16 protein-coding genes are annotated in these 17767 nt (G+C 41.9%); 4 read left to right on the top strand and 12 right to left on the bottom strand.

All coding sequences use genetic code 11. The features are described 5' to 3' along the window. Nucleotides 1-216 precede the first annotated feature (216 nt). Nucleotides 217-1299 (bottom strand): GntR family transcriptional regulator, encoded by a 1083-nt coding sequence (locus FC98_RS03405; RefSeq protein ID WP_056949201.1) that lies wholly within the window; start codon nucleotides 1297-1299, stop codon nucleotides 217-219. A gap of 69 nt (nucleotides 1300-1368) precedes the next feature. Continuing rightward, nucleotides 1369-1554, bottom strand: a complete 186-nt coding sequence (locus FC98_RS03400) for a hypothetical protein (protein WP_008855946.1) — start codon at nucleotides 1552-1554, stop codon at nucleotides 1369-1371. Between the two features lie 342 nt (nucleotides 1555-1896). Between FC98_RS03400 and FC98_RS03395 the strand changes: the two genes are divergently transcribed. Further along, on the top strand, nucleotides 1897-2913 hold the full coding sequence (locus FC98_RS03395; RefSeq protein WP_008855945.1) for an aldose epimerase family protein: 1017 nt from the start codon (nucleotides 1897-1899) through the stop codon (nucleotides 2911-2913). A gap of 315 nt (nucleotides 2914-3228) precedes the next feature. After that, the gene (locus tag FC98_RS03390) at nucleotides 3229-3792 is read left to right on the top strand and encodes a C40 family peptidase (RefSeq protein ID WP_056949200.1); all 564 of its coding nucleotides are present in this window, start codon (nucleotides 3229-3231) and stop codon (nucleotides 3790-3792) included. A 130-nt stretch (nucleotides 3793-3922) separates the two neighbouring features. Here FC98_RS03390 and FC98_RS03385 read toward each other — a convergent pair whose 3' ends face one another. The 6 genes from FC98_RS03385 to FC98_RS14595 form a co-directional block, all read right to left on the bottom strand. Further along, a complete protein-coding gene (locus FC98_RS03385) occupies nucleotides 3923-4219 on the bottom strand; it encodes a hypothetical protein (RefSeq protein WP_155805084.1) in 297 nt (98 codons plus the stop codon). 93 nt (nucleotides 4220-4312) lie between these two features. Next, nucleotides 4313-4921, bottom strand: a complete 609-nt coding sequence (locus FC98_RS03380; RefSeq protein ID WP_008855940.1) for a response regulator transcription factor — start codon at nucleotides 4919-4921, stop codon at nucleotides 4313-4315. Then, complete coding sequence (locus FC98_RS03375; RefSeq protein WP_008855939.1) at nucleotides 4918-6039, bottom strand: sensor histidine kinase; 1122 nt, start codon at nucleotides 6037-6039, stop codon at nucleotides 4918-4920. Before FC98_RS03375 ends, FC98_RS03380 begins: the two co-directional genes overlap by 4 nt. Continuing rightward, nucleotides 6036-6779 (bottom strand): ABC transporter permease, encoded by a 744-nt coding sequence (locus FC98_RS03370; protein ID WP_050806245.1) that lies wholly within the window; start codon nucleotides 6777-6779, stop codon nucleotides 6036-6038. The genes FC98_RS03375 and FC98_RS03370 overlap by 4 nt, the downstream gene beginning before the upstream one ends. Nucleotide 6780: 1 nt before the next feature. Further along, the gene (locus FC98_RS03365; RefSeq protein ID WP_054654356.1) at nucleotides 6781-7668 is read right to left on the bottom strand and encodes an ABC transporter ATP-binding protein; all 888 of its coding nucleotides are present in this window, start codon (nucleotides 7666-7668) and stop codon (nucleotides 6781-6783) included. Nucleotides 7669-8196: 528 nt separating this feature from the next. Then, entirely contained in the window at nucleotides 8197-12360 is a 4164-nt protein-coding gene (locus FC98_RS14595; RefSeq protein WP_056949199.1) for a DUF5776 domain-containing protein, read from the bottom strand. Between the two features lie 350 nt (nucleotides 12361-12710). Between FC98_RS14595 and FC98_RS03355 the strand changes: the two genes are divergently transcribed. Next, complete coding sequence (locus FC98_RS03355; RefSeq protein ID WP_008855933.1) at nucleotides 12711-13544, top strand: undecaprenyl-diphosphate phosphatase; 834 nt, start codon at nucleotides 12711-12713, stop codon at nucleotides 13542-13544. Nucleotides 13545-13810: 266 nt separating this feature from the next. Here FC98_RS03355 and FC98_RS03350 read toward each other — a convergent pair whose 3' ends face one another. The 4 genes from FC98_RS03350 to FC98_RS03335 all read right to left on the bottom strand — a co-directional run bounded on the left by FC98_RS03350 (nucleotide 13811) and on the right by FC98_RS03335 (nucleotide 16876). After that, the gene (locus FC98_RS03350; protein WP_008855932.1) at nucleotides 13811-14101 is read right to left on the bottom strand and encodes a HigA family addiction module antitoxin; all 291 of its coding nucleotides are present in this window, start codon (nucleotides 14099-14101) and stop codon (nucleotides 13811-13813) included. 11 nt (nucleotides 14102-14112) lie between these two features. Further along, nucleotides 14113-14403 (bottom strand): type II toxin-antitoxin system RelE/ParE family toxin, encoded by a 291-nt coding sequence (locus tag FC98_RS03345; RefSeq protein ID WP_040471001.1) that lies wholly within the window; start codon nucleotides 14401-14403, stop codon nucleotides 14113-14115. 148 nt (nucleotides 14404-14551) lie between these two features. Beyond that, nucleotides 14552-15724, bottom strand: a complete 1173-nt coding sequence (locus FC98_RS03340; RefSeq protein WP_008855930.1) for an acetate/propionate family kinase — start codon at nucleotides 15722-15724, stop codon at nucleotides 14552-14554. A gap of 123 nt (nucleotides 15725-15847) precedes the next feature. Further along, nucleotides 15848-16876 (bottom strand): LacI family DNA-binding transcriptional regulator, encoded by a 1029-nt coding sequence (locus FC98_RS03335; protein ID WP_056949198.1) that lies wholly within the window; start codon nucleotides 16874-16876, stop codon nucleotides 15848-15850. A gap of 208 nt (nucleotides 16877-17084) precedes the next feature. On the opposite strand from FC98_RS03335, the gene FC98_RS03330 reads away from it, so the two are divergent. Further along, complete coding sequence (locus FC98_RS03330; RefSeq protein ID WP_008855928.1) at nucleotides 17085-17684, top strand: TetR/AcrR family transcriptional regulator; 600 nt, start codon at nucleotides 17085-17087, stop codon at nucleotides 17682-17684. Nucleotides 17685-17767 lie beyond the last annotated feature (83 nt).

Raw genomic sequence — 17767 nt, 5'->3', positions numbered from 1 at the left:
ACGGTAGTATAGGATATTTGTACGCATAAATTAACTTTATTTTATTTAACAGTATAAATAAAATAAAGCGTTATGCTAGTCTCTCAACTAGTACAACGCTTTATTATTTACTAAAAAAGACGGAAATTAGTAAATATCCCGTCTAGCAGCGGCAACTTTAATGGTCACACTTACATTAGCTGAACTCTAAGATCTACCTGCCTGATTCTTTCAGTCTTAAATCGCTTTAGTCGAATCACGAACAATTAATTCTGAATCCAATAGTTTATAATCACCCGTGTTTTTATCTAACATATCCAATAATAGCTTAGCCGCCGTTTCACCCATGTGTCGCTTGGGGTGGGTCATGGTCGTAATACTTGGATCAACGAATTTTGAAATTTCATAATCATCAAATCCCGCAACCGATATGTCATCTGGCACTGAGATTCCTTCTTTACTAAGCATGCCAATCACTTCAATTGCCAGCTGATCGTTATAACAAACAATCGCTGTCGGCCGATTTTCTAGTTGAACGTCAACCCGCCCTTTCACTTTTTCCAAAACGTTATTGATGTTGTCGCTAGACCGATACATCATAATGTCACCCGAAGACGAAACGTTAGGATGGGTCTGATAAGATTTAATGAAGCCATTCATCCGATTAACCCCTTGTAAATCATCAACTTGGAAAATCCCCAGCACCCGCTCGTGACCGTTGTCCAATAGATGATCAACTAGTTGCTTCTCCGCCTTTGTATCATCAATTTCCACGTATGGAAATTCTAATTGGGGGTAGTGGGCATTAATGAAGACAGCAGGTTTGCCAGAGTTTACAATCATTTGGTAAACGTCCAAGTTGGGATTTTCTAGTGTACTGCGGGTCGGCTCAATAATAAAACCAACCACGTCATTATCCAGCATATTCAGTAAGTTATGGCGTTCATTATCATACTCATCATGGGTGTTGCCAATCAGCACCGAAAACCCTTCTTCTGAAATAACCTGATCGATGCCGCTAATAATATTTGGAAAAATATAATCGGCAATATGGGTCGTAATAACGCCAACACTTTGGTTCGAACGCTCTGAGCGGACCTTGTTATTAATCCAATCATTGACGTACATGCCACCGCCTTGAACCCGATAAATGTAGCCTTCATGTTCCAAATCGCCGACTGCCCGGCGGATCGTATAACGACTGACAGAATACATCGCCATCAATTCGGATTCGGTTGGGATCTTCTCATTGATCTTGTATTTTCCGTTAATAATGTTATTTTTAATGTTTTTTTTAACCATGACATACTTAATTTCCATGAGTAACGCCCCCGCCTACTGAATTGTGATATCTTCCTACCTCGTTGCTTAACTTTAGCCGCCTTTGACTCATTTAAGTGATCCCGCCAGATACATTAACCCCGCCGTTACCGCAATTGCCACCAGTGTCCACCAACCAAAGTGATGGTTTCGCTTAGTCTGGTCTTTTCTGGCAAATTCATACATCCAAGCAAAAATGAAAACAATAATTAATAGGTCAGTAATCCCCGATAAAACGTGTAAAAGTGTTTGCATGATGCTTCCTCTCTTCTCTATATGATCTCAAATCACAGCTATATGTATGAATGTCGGCTAGATTGATCCCAGTTGCTAACCGCTTGTCTTTGCACTCTGAGAGCTGCTTCAGAAAACAAAAGTCGATAACTAGGTTCCTATTCTTAGTCATGGCGACATATGTGCCAATCCCTAACCGCTTTGCTTCTTCACTAAAAATAGCATACTTCTAATCAAATTAATACATAGTTATACGGATAAATATGACTTTTCCTATTGCATCACCGTACAAAAAAATATTATAATACATATTAAAGCGGTTACACAACCACAATTTATTAATTCAAGGAGATTTAATTGACAATGCAAATAAAAAAAGAATTATTTGATACGTACAAGGGTCAAGATATTCAAAAGTTTACGGTTACCAACGACCACGATGTTTCGATTTCTGCGATTACGCTTGGTGCTACCTGGAAAGCCTTTAACATTCCTGGTAAAGATGGCAAGCCAGAAAACGTCATGTTGAGCATGCCAAGCAGTGACGAGTATATGAAAAATCAGTACTTCTGCCAAGCCATTGGGAGAACAGCTGGCCGAATTACTAAGGGAACTTTCTCGATCAATGGTCAAGAATACCACGTCGATGCTAACGAAGGCACCACAACCCTTCACGGTGGCCCTCATGGCTTTAACACACAGATTTGGAATGGCGCCTTCGATGGTGATTCGATTGTGTTTGAAAAACACATTGATTCTTCAGAGGACTCATTTCCAGGCAATATTGACGTCAAAATTACGTATACGTTAAGTGATGATAATGAAGTTACGATCAGCTACACTGCCAAAAGCGATGCTGATACTTTATTTAACCCAACTCAACACGCCTACTTCAACTTGAGCGACGGCCAAAATGTTTATGGCCAGTCCTTGCAAATTAACGCTGACAAGTACCTTGAACTTAATAAAGACAAGACCCCAACCGGCAAAATGGTTGCGGTCGATGATACCCCTTATGACTTCCGGGACCCCCAGAATATTAAGCTCGGAATCGATGATATGAAAGCTGAAGTTGGCCACACCTACGATGAAGTTTATGTCATCAATGATCACAATGACGATGACCCAATTGCCACGCTAACTGATCCAGAATCTGGTCGTAGCGTCGCCATCAAGTCCAATCGCAATGTCTTAGTCGTCTTCACACCTGATGATTTAGATGGTGTGAAGTTCGACCGTGGCGCTGGCGTTCCTCATATGGGAATTGCCCTTGAAGCCCAGAATTTACCAGACACGCCTAATCACGAAGGTTTTGGTAGCGTTCTTTTGCCAAAGGGTGAGGAAAAGACCTATTCAATTAGCTACAAAGCAACGTTCTAAGATTTAGCAAATTTAAATACGTCAAAAAGATGAGACAGCCTAAGTTGCCTCATCTTTTTTGTCCAACTATATCAAATAACCCTGGCAATAATTCGGAAATCATTTTGCTTAAAATCATGACAGTTATGACATATACCAATTCCCAAAAGTCACCAATGTCAACCCACTTAGGCAATTATTTAAGCTTCCAAAACAAAACCTTTAACACTATTTCAGGCTGAAATAATTCGTCACTAGACCACAACTGTTTTGTAACTCCGTTGTAACCTTTACCGGGTACTATGACACCCATCAAATAGAAAATGAGGTGTTTTTTTGAAACTCAGTAAAATCATTTTAAGCTTAGCATTTGCCGGAACAATTCTTAGTGGTGTGGCCACAAGTGCTAGTGCGGACACGGTTACATATCCGTCAACCCAAGCAGCCACAAACAATCGTGGCACTTACAATCAGACTCAAACTACCCAAACAACCCCAACTACTTCAGCAGCTACGGCAACAACCGCTGCCACTGATACAAGTGCCGTTGTTACCCTGGCTAAACAACTCGCATCCCAAAACATCCCCTACATCTGGGGTGGCGAATCACTCACCGGAATGGACTGTTCTGGCCTGACCGACTATGTATACCAAAAAGCCGCCGGGATTACCCTCGGCCACTACACCGTCACTCAAGAGAGCCACGTGACTAAAGAAACCGTTGCGGCCGCCCAACCTGGCGACCTACTATTCTGGGGCAGTCAAGGAGCATCCTATCACGTTGCCATCTACATCGGCAACAATCAGTACGTCGCCGCTCCTCAACCTGGTCAAAACGTTCAAATTCAGACAATCAATAACGCCTTCATGCCAAGTTTTGCGGGTCACGTAAACGGGTAATTAGATTATTTTTTAATCCGTTGAAATTAATCAGATCAGGGATTCCTATTAAATGTTATTAAACTCATCATCAATTATAAAGCGCATGATTCATCATTTCGGTGGACCATACGCTTTTTTGGTTATGTTTTTATTGATTAATTATAATGCCGAAAATCACAATCAAAATCGTGATGATTAAGGCCAACCACCCAACCCAAAAAGCGGTTGTTTGATACTTCTTAATCGTCGCCTTGTCTAAGTCTTGGTAGTCTTTCCCAGTTATCGACGGACTTGCTAACAAGGTATAATCCCGCTTAACCAGTAATTGATATGTAATCCACGCAAATAACAAGGTGATTGCCAGCAGTCCCAAATTCACCGAAACCAGTAGAATAATCACGCAAATCACTGAACTAGTAATAAGGGCAATCCTTTTGAAAGCCAACGCCATCATCCCCAATTCTTTGACCCCATTATATCAGCTAGTGACGTCTAAAGGGCTTCCACCTTCTACTAAACAATCCCATAACTGACTTTGCTACAACCAATGTCGCTTCTCCGCGATATTTAACGCCTCAATCCGATTTGCCGCGCCTAATTTACTTAGAATCGATGAAATGTAGTTGCGCACTGTCCCATTCGACAGATACAGTGTCTTTGCGATTTCAGCGGTCGAGCCACCCTTTCTAATTTCTGCTAGGATCTGGGTTTCCTTATCCGACAATGGATTATCGACATCCCCCAAAATTGAACTCACTAATTCGGGCGAATAGATTGTTTTGCCAGCCACTACCTCATGAATTGATTGGATCAATTCATCACTTGGAATATCCTTTAACAAGTAGCCATGAACGTGCGCCTTAACAGCCGTTTGAAAGTAGTTTTTGTTGGCAAAAGTCGTCAAAATCATAACTTTAACTGGCAATTTCTGTCGATCAATCTCTTCAGCAACTTCTAATCCCGTCTTCTTCGGCATTTCAATGTCTAAAATCGCCACGTCTGGCTTCTCGTACTTAATATGCTTAAACGCCTCTTCGCCATCGCCATAGGTACCGATCACTTCTAAATCGTCTTCAAGGTCTAACAACTGCGCCAACGCACTACTTAATAAGCTTTGGTCTTCTGCTAAAATAAGTCTAATTGTCATTCGTCCGTCTCCTTTGGCAGGGTCAGCTTAATCGCGGTCCCATTGCGGCCAGTCTTGGTTTCAAGGTGACCGCCAGCAATCGTTGCCCGCTCCTTCATCCCACTAATCCCATGGGCATTCTTGCGCACCTCACCATAACCAACCCCGTTGTCAGTAATTTCTACTTGATAATTGTTGTTGACCTCATCAAAGGTTACCCATAGCTGATTGGCATGACTGTAATTAATCACGTTGGTCACGGCTTCTCGCAATACTTCGGCAACCACGTTCTGTGTCTTAGCAGGCCAACTATTAGTCATTTCTTCATTAATCGTTTCCAAATCGATTTGACTCGCCTTCAAGGAATCAGCGACCTCAATCATCATTTCCGCAATCGATAATTGCCGCAAGCCAGTTACAATCTGCCGTACAAGCTGCAAATTATTTCGCGAGGCTGCCGCAATTTCCTTTAATTCAGCAGGCACCTGATCCGGTTTTTTCTCGAGTAATTTTGACGCTAACTCGGCTTTGACCGTAATCGTTGAAAATGATTGGCCCAACGTATCATGTAAGTCCCTAGCAATCCGCTCCCGCTCACCACGTTTGATCACGTCGGCATATCGGGAGTTTTGGGCGCGTAGTTCCTGGCTTCTACGGTAGGAATTGGAAATCGACTTACCTCCCAACGGTGACAGAATTTCAAACAACATCATAACTAAGCCATTCCCTACATTATCCGCCGTAAAGAAATTAGCACCAGCTTGCGTTGCCATCCAAGCAAAGCATAATCCTAACGTGACATAGTATCCGACTAAATAATACCGGAATTTTGGCTTACTGAGTGGCAGTGACCCAATTTCCCACGCTGTGAACAATGTCAGATACACCCACGCATTAGTGATCGTCAAAATTAGGCAAAGCAAATACTGCCCATATATCCACAGTGGTAACGTCTTCGTGACGCTGTATCCATTTCGATAAAACCAGATAAAAATAGCCAACAAGATTCCAGAAATGATTTTATGAGCTGTATTAAACGGCCACAAAGTTGTTAGCGGAAATATCAGCCAAATCAGCCAGAAGTACGGATAAAATCCGAATCGTTTTGGGAATAAAATGTTCTTCTGTAAAAATTTCATTTACGCGTTTTAGTCCTTTGAATTTTTTGAACGGCGAACAACAAGGTGGCCGCTAACAATAGCCATACGATTTCGCCACCAATTGCATTTAGTGAGATTGTTGTTTTATTAATTACCTCATTAACAATAACAGAAGTTTGGTAGGTTGGTAAGAGCTTGCCGACGGTTTGGGCCCAGTTTGGCATTAGTGATAACGGCCACCAGAGGCCACTGAGAATGGCAACCGGGAACACAATAACGTTAACCATCAAATTAACGACCGTTCCCGATCCACAAAATGCCAGGCTAACGCCAAAGACCATCAATGAAATACTGGCAACTGTCGCTAATACCAGGATCGCTAACCAATTGCCTATGCCCATCGAAACCCCAACGTAGAATTTCGCAATTAATTCAATAATAGCAATCTCAATAACTGTTAGGCCAAGTAAAATAACCCCCATCGCAGTGTAATAAGTTGGCCGTGAAACCGGTGAAACGTCAATAAACCGAAGATAACTTTGGTCAGTGTCTGAAAGCACGTTATTGGCAACCGTGATAATTGATGATAAAAGCGTTGCGTAAATTGCCATGCTCACCAAGTATGTCTTGTTAAATGACGCTGGCATCCCCTGATTCATCACCTTAGTAAATAAAATGTAGAATAGTGCTGGCACCCCCACATCAAACACGATAAACCGCGGATTTCGAAGAATAATTCTAAAAAAGTTGTTTTTAACCTGCGTTGCAAATGCTCTCATCTTAATCACCTTCCTTAATAACTTCTCTAAAGATCTGATCCAACGACTGTTGAGTAATGCGAAGATTTCTAACGTTAGCGATCTCTGGCGTCAGCTCCCGCACAACTGCGTCCGCGTCTTCAGTTACAAACACATAGTGGCTTTGATTGTGAGAATCCAGATCACCGTTATGAATCAAAGCGGCAATTTGGGCCTCAGGAAGCGAACTATCAAACTCAACGATTGTATGGGTAAAGCTCTTTTGAAGGCCTGCTAAGGGGCCGTCATACAAAACATGGTGATCCTTCAAGAAAATAATCCGGCTCGCAACGTCTTCAATCTCTTCTAGATAATGACTGGTAACAATAATCGTTTTGCCAGCTTGAGAAAGCTGCTGAATCTGTTGCCAAAAATCATAGCGGCTATTGGCATCCATTCCGGCAGTTGGCTCATCCAAAAATAACAGTTCGGGATTGCCGGCCATTGCCAAGGCAAAGTTCAACTTACGGCGTTGACCTCCCGACATTTTGGTAACCATAGTGGTCAGATTTTCACCCAAAGCGGCCAGCTTAACAACCTCAGAAAATGGCAGGGGATGGGAATAGTAGCTTCTAACTAACTGAATCAGTTCACTTCCCCGAACCCGGTCTAAGCCAAAACTATCTTGAAACATGACGCCGATTTTATCCTTGATCGTTTTAGATTGGGGGGCTTGGCCGAACAAGGTGATTTTCCCATCAGTTGGTTCAGTCAATCCCAACATCATATTAATTAGGGTACTTTTACCGGCACCATTCTTGCCGATGAGGCCAATGATTTCACCAGGCGCCACGTCAAAATTAATGTGTGAGAGAATTGATTTCTGAGCAAATTGTTTGGATACGTTAGTCACTTGAATAATAGCAGTCATAGTGGTCATCTCCGGTTTCTTAATTGATATCCTTAGTTTAAGGGTAAATCGGAAGCGCCTGTAGAAGCAGATGTCAGGAAGTGAGATGACAAATGTCATAGTGAGCGAAGGGCAACGGGTGATGCGGTGTGTAAGGTTGAAATGATTAAAATCCTGGTTTTGGATTTAAATCATTTTAGCCTTACACGTTAGCATCAGTTGCGTCGGAGCTGTCCTAGTAAAGTGAGCGAAGTCAGGCGGTTAGAAACTGCCAAGTAGGCTAGGCGTTTCACGGCAGTCGGAATATAAGTCTCCTTGGGCAGAAATCCTGGGTTTGGGGATTCTTGACCAAGGTGCTTATATGGAAGTTTCTGCCAAACACAGCTGTCCTAGTAAAGTGCGCGTAACAAAGCGGCCCTAATCTACGTAAATGAGAACGCCACAGTGCCCTAATGCCACTAACATTCATCGTAAACAATATACATAGTGACGATAAAAAAGATTGAAACCACGTTATCTGGCTTCAATCTCTTTAATTTTATGAGCAATCTATTTTACTGTTTTCACAAACTTAGCATTTGCTGTAATGTAACCTCCGCTGACTTTGTACCGCATCGCACCATGATTAGTAACACTATTAGCGTGCGAGTAGTCGACAGCAAGTACTTTAAATACTTTGCCCTTCTTAAACTGATGATTCTTTCGAGTTAAGTTGACGGTCTTGTAACGGTTAACCGGCTTCTTAGCTTTAACGTATTTTGGAAGGGTCTGTTTTCCCATCTTAATCAACTTTCGATTACCTGTAATGTAATGACCGTTGCTTAAGACGTAGCGAGTGGTTAAATTGTGTTTGACAAATTTCTTGACGAACAGCACCGTTCCCTGCTTAATGTTGCGGACCTTACCAGTCAAGTTGGCCCGGGTATATTCATTGACTCCCCGAGGGTTAATTACGGTGAACGTTGTGTGTTTACTCTTATAGTATACCGGACGCACGTATGCCCACTGAGTCGTAATATATCCGGTCTTATGGCGGTTCTTGGTCAGATGATTGACGTCACGAACCTTGTAGCGAACCGCACCATTGGCTGAACGGGCGTAACCAGTTACCACAAACATTGGCCGATAAACCCGGGGCTTAGAAACATAACCAACTTTTCGTTGGGTCGTCTTAAAGGTTGGTTTTTGATAAAGATAAATCTTGTTTAGGGAGTAGACAACCTCGTTCTTTTTGGCAAGCGTAGCTGGATACTTACCGCTTGTATCGGGCTTTACTGGGGATGTTGGGGTCGGATTTGAATTTGGTTCTGGCGTCGGTGTTGGATTGACTGGCGTCACCGGATTTACCGGATTAACTGGGTTCACTGGATTCACTGGCGTTTGTTGCTTACGATACTTGTAAACAACGGTAATTGGTTCTTCCTTGGCGAAAGTCCCAGTAGGTTTACCAACGGTCGACTGTAATATATAACCTTGATCTTTCAATTTTTTTTGCGTATTAAGGACGTCTTTAATACTAGTGACGTCGTAATTATAACCAACATTACCATCAAATTTAATAGGATGCGCAATTTCCTTCCCATTTTCATCTTCAAATTGTACCGTCCCGCCTACTTTGGTGCTGTCAGCCTGGGATTTATAATACAGTTTAACAATGTTTGAATTGGCGTTCCGATTAACAGTGATGGTGTGATTCTCGAAATCAACAGGGATGAATCCATCAATTGGATAGTCATTGGCATTCGCGGTAAATTGGGCACCGATTTTTTGGTTCGAGATGACCTTAGGATCCGCAATCTGGTAGTCATCTCCATTTTGCCCCTTTGCCAAAAATTGAATGGTGACATTTTCTTGCGATGAATTAACGTTTACGATCGCCGGATTTGACTCTAATGGTGTCACATCATTATCCCGTGTTTTGACAATAAAGGTGCTAATTCCTTTAGGGATTTCCTTTGACTGATCACTAGTAATTGCTGGGATAATTGATGGGTAGGCAAAATTAATTGTATCGCCGACCTTAAGTGAGTTTCCACTATCAGCTTTGACCCGAACCATGGTCACGGCATCCCAATCATTTTCGGTGCTATTAAACGTTGCATCATAGTTCTTGATTAAATTAGCACTCGGCGTTGCGGTCGAATATGTCACCGAATAACCATTTGGAACTGTCACTGGGCCAGTCAAGTGAAGTGCAATAGTCGAGCCACGCTTTCCGGAGATACTAGGATCATTGGGACTAGGCAAAATACCAATGATATCAACATCGTCGTATGTTTGCAGCCCATCATTAGCCAGTGTACCCATAAACTGAAGCTTATCACCACTGAACGAATTATCTCCCGTGTTGGTGACTGCTTCTCCCCAGGTTCCTGCTTCAGCATTAAACACTTTTACTTTTTCAATACTCAAAAGGCGGGTTTCCGGTGTATAAATAAATTCTCCCTGATCAGAAATAATCCCTTTTGAGTTGTTAGTCGCATTATAAATACCATAGGGGTCATCAACGACCGCTGATTTAGCCGGAACGGTAAAATCAGTTACGTTTCCTGGCTTGCCGTTATTATTATCAAAAACTAGGTAAGCAGAAACATTGTAATGACCTGAAGTAACCGTTCCGTCAGCTGTAAGTGGCAGCTGATACGACAGGTAAGTTGAACCGCTCTTAAAGGCTTCAGGATTTGTGATGTCACCGATAATAGCTGTTTTACCGGACCCCGCATAGTTCGTTTCTACTTTAATATTTTTAAGGTTGTCAACATCACTCAGTTTATTTTGATCAACTGAGAGACCATCTGGAACGATAAACACCATTTTGCCATTTTTAGGAATGATTTGCAGGTTGTCATTATCGTCTACTCGTAGTCCAAACGAAGCAAGTAGGGTCCCCTTGCCAAGCAATTGATTACCATTCTTCCCAGCCAATGATAATCCGGTTCCAGATACTCTCGGGGCGTCTTTATACAGACCAATGTTACTGCTACTGTGCTCTGGATCATCATAAATAGAATCCTTTGTCTTCACAAATTGCGCATCCATTTGATTCTGGATCTGTTTGTTCGTACTGGTGCTATTATTAAAATCATCTAGCACGGCTTTAGTTAGATGACCACTCATAAATACCTTGAACATATCTTGCTGAGATTTTTGAAAGGTGACTGGAGAATTAAAGTTAACTTTAATCGACGTATACTGACGGTCCGGAATCGTTAACGGTTCGTAAAATTTCACCTTTCCTAAATTAGTAGTGACCGATTTCCCATTCTCGTCATAGGTTCCCTCAACGTTATTATTCTCTAATGCCCCAATCTGATTACCATTCATCCCATCCATAGGCCCAAAACTGACTTTGTTCGTCAGCAGTCCGGTGTCTGGCGAATCGGTGATACTTTGCAACGAGACTGCTTTAACGTCAACGCCATCAATTTGGTCTCCACCCATTCGCCACATTGGATTCAATTCGGAATTAAAAACGGTTTTATCAGTGACACTACTGATTTCCATATGGGAGGCATTTTTGCCGTCTTCACGTGAAATTATTTTTGCTGGCCAGATGAAAAATAATTTCTTAGGGTCAGGCGGATCGACTGTGGTTTTATCAATTGCAATATAGTAGTTGGTTACGTCAACCCTCCCATTCGGGCCATTAACATCCATACTGATATTTTGATGGGAGCCTGCATGATATCCCCTTGGAACAATCAATTGGAAGCTTCCTAGATCCACCCCAGTCCGAGTTTTGGTTGCACCAGTTGTATCAACCGTCATTTTCTTAGTCAACACATTATTTAACTTATCATATTGCCAGGAACCGGCACCACCATCAGGGACGTGATAGCCTGCAGGTAAGTTAACCTTAAATGTGTATTCGCCTGGTTGAGATTTATCAATATAGAAATAATGATTAGAATCTGAATCACCGTGGTAGCCTAAACCACCACCCACTGAAATTGTCGTATCATTTTTTAAATTATTCCCTGAATCAAAATATTTTTCATCCAGGCTCGTCTCAGTACCGGGACTGTATGCAAAAATATTATCTGTTTTACCAGTCACTGAAAAGGCATCCGTTTTATACAATGAAGTACCAGAATTATCAAAGAATTCCGTGGTGATTTTATAAGTGCCGCCGTTCACAACCTTGCCAGGCTTTAAGGACGCAAGAAATGGAATTCCGACACGGGTGCTATTTGTAACGGTATTAAGCGGAATTGTCACAACATAATTAGCTGCCGTTTCTGAAACGGAAGGCGTTCCCTTTATGCTCTCCCCGCCGGAAATATCATCGACCGCCACTTTATTAAATATCGTCTTATCTAAATATATCTTGGCAGTGCCATTAGTGTATGTCTGCCCTTTTTGGACAAAGGCTTGAAGCATAAGGTTAATCACGTCATTAGGATAATAGCTACTTTGGTTCGGAATATTAGGATTAAAGACAACCCCGCTACCAGCTAAATCGACGCCACCAGCACTAGGCGTCGATGGGTCGTCAGGTAGTGATGCTAGCTGGTCCTCAAGTGTCCCAGTGTTACTTTTCCCAACCGAACCAGTGGTTAATCCGGTTTGAGATCCCAGAAAAGTCCCAGTATCCCCCGTGGCTGCGTGAGCTGAGGTCATCAATGTCATCCCAAACAAAAATGTCAGGACAACTGTCATCATCAGCAACAATAGTTGTTTCACCGCCACTAATCCATACTTTTGTATTATCAATTTAGCTTCCCCCTATAATAAAACCGTAAAGTTATTGAGCGCTTAATACCGCATGCCCATGTATACATAACAGTTGGTAATAGAGCCTAACCAGTGTCTTTCTCTATATAAGATATAATAGCTTATATGTAATGAAAGGGTCAACTAATTCAACTGTTATTTTATACGATAGAAATTATTAGTGCGATCAAACGCATGCCGTTTTCTGTCAGGCCCACCACCGCAGTTATCAAACCAGTCAATGTAAAAATTACCCCTAAATCCTGTAAACAATCGGTAAATCATCCCCCAGGCCTCATTTTTTATGGCATGCTTAAACTATCAATCCAAACAGATTAGGGGTTAACGTCATGTTAGATATCATCAAAGCCATTATTTTAGGAATTGTTGAAGGCATTACCGAATTCTTACCAATCAGCTCAACTGGGCATTTAATTCTGGTGAACGAATTCATCAAGATGAGTGAGACTACCCAGTTCACCGATATGTTCAACGTTGTCATTCAGCTCGGCGCAATCATGGCAGTGGTCGTATTATATTTCCACAAACTCAATCCACTGTCGCCCAAAAAGACCCATGTTGAGCAGCATGAAACCTGGGTGTTATGGTTTAAAGTGGTCGTTGCGGTCTTGCCATCCGTTGTGATTGGCCTGCTTTTAAACGATTGGATGGATGCCCACCTGATGAACTGGGAAATCGTTTCGGCGATGTTACTGCTGTATGGAATCCTCTTTATCGCAATCGAAAACCGCAACGCAAACCGGCAACCACAGTTTTCTGATTTAAACCGGTTATCCTACAAAACAGCCTTCATTATTGGCATGTTCCAGCTGCTATCACTCATCCCCGGGACTTCTCGATCTGGTGCCACTATTCTTGGCGGCATTCTAATTGGCACCTCACGTTACGTGGCCACAGAATTTTCATTCTTCCTAGCAATTCCCACCATGTTTGGTGCCTCCCTGCTAAAAGTTTACAAATATTTTCATCACGGTGGTACCTTCGATGGCATGCAAACCGCTGTGCTGCTCACGGGTATGCTGGTCTCGTTTGTCGTTGCCTACATCGCCATCAGATTCTTACTCAACTACATCCAGCACAATAATTTCAAAGTGTTTGGCTGGTACCGGATTATCCTGAGCATTGTAGTGATTGGGTACTTTGGGATACGAACATTAATTTAAAATTCAAAACAGTAAAAAGGCAGTTCAAGCGTGATAATTGAATTGCCTTTTTAATTGTAGATACTACTTCATCCTACCAAACAGTGATATCACCGCTATCTAACGATAAGTCATAGAGAACAAATTTTGGCTAAGCAGGCCAAAAACGCATCATCCAAAAGTCCAGAACTCATCTGAATCGTCATACTATCGCCTCCATAAATTAATACGGACACAAAAAAGGCCCTACTACCAGTATTTTTAGTAATAGGGTATCAAACCATCCATCAACTTTGGTATTGTTTGATTTTATCGTACTCATCATGCTTATCTATTTCGATATTCCGTAAATCGATATCATTTTGGATATTCAGAAAATACCGATCAGAAACACCAAAAAATTTACCTAATCTAACGGATGTATCTACAGTTATTTCCCGACGATTGTGTAAAATATCCTGGATTCTAGATGTTGGCACATTGATGTGTTTTGCTAAGGCGTATGCGGAAAGATTTAAGGGATCCATGAATTCATTTTTTAGAATTTCACTAATCTCTGGCGTTGGAATCTTGCTCATATTTATCTCTCCTATCCATGATGATAATCAACTATTTGAACTTGGGTAAAATTATTCTCGTCTTGAACCGTGAATAAGATTCTATACTGATCGTTAATTCTAACACTATACCATCCTTGGTAATCCCCTACCAACCGTTCCAAATGATTCCCTGGTGGAACCCTTAGGTCGTTAATATCCATTGCAAAGTCGATCATCAACAATTTACGTAATGCAACCTTTTGTATAGATTGGGGAAGCTTTTTGGAAAATATCTGGTTATATATTTTCTCGGTTTCTTTATCTGCAAAAGTTCTTATCATCATTCTTCTCTTTACATAATTTCTTTGTATTATACACGAATCCCGTGTATACGTAAAGAAAGTCCATTCAAATGTATAAGCATATATTGTTTTTAATAAAAAAAGAACAATTAGTCACTTTAACTAATTGCCCAATCATAACGCTAATTTATTTCAAAGCGCCCTGCACATCCCGTACCATTGCTAGCTCTTCATTGGCCGGAATGAGCAAAATTCGCGCTGATGAGTCCTTGGTTCCCAGGTCACCAGGCTTCTGTTGGTCATTTAGATCAGCATCCAACTTAATGCCAAAAATACCGAGTTGCTTGCAGACCTCATCACGGACCCATTTGTCATGTTCGCCAATTCCACCAGAGAAGACGATGGCATCAACGCCACCGAGTTCGGTGATATAACTAGCGGTAAATTTGACCGTTCGGTTCACGAACATGTCCAGAGCCAATTGAGCGCGGGGATCCTTTGAGCTTTCAAGGTCCCGCATATCAGAGGAAACGCCCGAAACCCCCAGCAAGCCAGACCGGTCGTTAAACATTTCAATGACTTCACTGGCTTTGGCCCCCATCCGTTTCATGAAGAATGGCACCAAAGCCGGGTCAACGTCACCAGCGCGAGTGCCCATCACAAGGCCGTTCATCGGAGTAAAACCCATGGAGGTGTCGTAACACTTGCCATCTTTTTCCGCTGCTACCGAAGCTCCCGACCCTAAATGAAGGGTCACTAACTTGGCATCCTTCTTACCAAGCATATCATCCGCTTGTTCAGTGATGTAACCATGGTTAATCCCATGTTCGCCATACCGGCGAATTGTAAATTTCTTAGTCAATTCATAAGGAATTCCATAAATCGAATTGACTTCGGGAACGTCTTTGAAAAAGGCACTATCAAAAATTGCGTACTGATCCGTATCTGGTAAAATCCGCTGGATAATTTTGATGTATTCAGCCTCAACTGGATTATGAATCGGGGCAATTTCACCCAAATCGACAATCTGCTGCAGCACGTCATCGCTAATCTTAGCGACTTTATCGAAAATATCACTGCCGGCAACCACCCGGTTCCCCACCGCGTCGATGTCTCGAAGGTGCGTGATGATTCCTAGATCCTTCAAACTATTTAACATAATTCCCGCTGAGCGTTCGTAATCAATCTTATCTTCGGTTGTCTTATAGGTCTTGCCATCCCCGTACTTAATCTTGACGATTGACCCTGACATATTGAGTCGTTCAACCTCGCCATCTGCCAGAACCGCTTCCTTTGACATATCGAACAATTTAAATTTAAGCGATGAACTCCCCGCATTTACGATTAAAACTTTGGTCATAGTAGAACCTCCAATAATTATATTCGCCGTTTCCCTTTGAAAATGAAAACGCAATCACAACTAAAAGTATACTATATAAATCGTCTTGCGTGCCATCAACGCACATAAATCAATCAAAATTCTTCATTCTTTAATCCGATTAACCACTGAACTTCGAACGATAATTTCTGGATCGATCACCTGTTGGGTGATTTTTTTCGATTCACCATCTTCCAAAATAGCCATCAAAGAAGCCACACCCTTTTGAATAATCAATGAAGTCGGTTTTCTCACAGTTGTCAACGGTGGCGTCATATACTGAGAATAGCTCATGTCATCGTAGCCAATGAACGACACGTCTTCCGGTACGCGATAACCCAGTTCAATGCAGGCATTAATGGCACCAATGGCCATATCGTCATTTTCACAAAAGACGCACGTTGGGACTTCGCCGCTCGATAAAATCTGGCGCATGAGCCGGTTGCCACTTTCAGGCCGATAATCGCCGCGCTTCACGAAGTTAGGATCAATCTGAATATCATGGGCGTTAATTGCTTCAAAAAAGCCTTCGCTTCGCTGCTTGGAAGATTCAAAGGACTTAATTCCCTTAATCAAGCCAAACTTGGTGTGGCCCATTCGAATCGCATATTCAACGACGTTCTTAGCACCAACAAAATCATTTGGTGCATAGTTGGTAATATCTTTTCGACCAATCTTCCGGTTTAAAACGACCAACGGTAGACCCATTTCATGAATGTAATCAATAAACTCATCATCGGTTGGCGACTGGCTCAAGACGAGAATCCCGTCAAAATTTTTCATTAAAATCCCCTGGTCGGTCATCACATTATCAATGCTGTTGACCGATAGTGAATAACTGTTTGGCAACGTGGTCTGGGATTGCTGCATAACTTCTGTCAAGAAGCTGGCAGACGTCCCTGTATCGAGGTTGGTAAAAAAGATCCCGATCATATATGAGCGGTTCATCACCAAACTCTTAGCGTTAATATTAGGTACGTACCCAATTTCTTTTGCAATTTCAGCAATTTTCTTACGGGTGTCCGGTTTGACTAATGGGCTCCCATTTAAGGCCCGTGACACCGTTGTATGGGATACATTGGCCATTTCTGCGATCGTTCTAATTGTCACCGAGCTCTTTTCAGGATTCTTCATGAGGCCGGCTCCTTTCTTTGTTCTAGATCATCTGTGTAGAGCGATAACCACTTAGCTTCACTCGCTTTTAACTCAACAATCAAATTCTACCATTAACTAACGTCAATTTCTCAGAAAAAGTCAAACAGGCATTGACCCTTGCACTCATCAAATAAATTTGTTATGCTTCGAATGAACGTTCATTCTAAAACTTAATTGGAGCTTAATCATGAAAAACACAACGGACAAACAAGAACGAATCATCTGCGCTGCCATCGACATTTTTGCAACCACCGGCTATGCAGCAAGTAACGTACCGTCAATTGCCAAAGCTGCCGACGTTAGTGTTGGTTCTATTTATCATTACTTTAAAAATAAACAGGCTATTTTAAATGCCGTTTTTCAACACGTGATGACGACATTTTTAGAGTCAATCAGCAGCTCGCTCGACTCCGCCAAAGAAACTCGAGTCGTTTTCGGTAAACTGTTTGATGTCACGATTAATCTAATCGACCAAAACACCACGGCGCTACATTTCATTTATCAAAATATCTTTAACGTTGATTTGGATGAAGACAGTAAGCACTTACGCAGTCAAGTTATCGATACCCTGACCGATTTTCTGAATGCCGGACAGAAAAGTCAAATCTTCGTTAAATCCAATGTCCAGGCTCAAATTGCGCTACTCACCGGCAGTTTATCAATGATGGCCAACTTCTCATGGATTGGAAAAAATATCGATCATCAAACTGCTCCTGACCAAGCCACTATCTTAAGCTTAAAGAATCAGCTTTGGAACGGACTGACGAACAAGCAAACAGTCTTTTAACTAGCAGGACATTTGCGATGATCGTGAAAGTTTATCTGGAACAAAGCAAGAGTTTACTTATAAGCACCTTTTGTCCTTTTCTA

The organism is Lentilactobacillus kisonensis DSM 19906 = JCM 15041 (assembly GCF_001434135.1).
GTDB lineage: Bacteria > Bacillota > Bacilli > Lactobacillales > Lactobacillaceae > Lentilactobacillus > Lentilactobacillus kisonensis.
The sequence above is the reverse complement of the archived record's forward strand: the minus strand, read 5'-3'. Positions and strand labels throughout refer to the sequence as shown.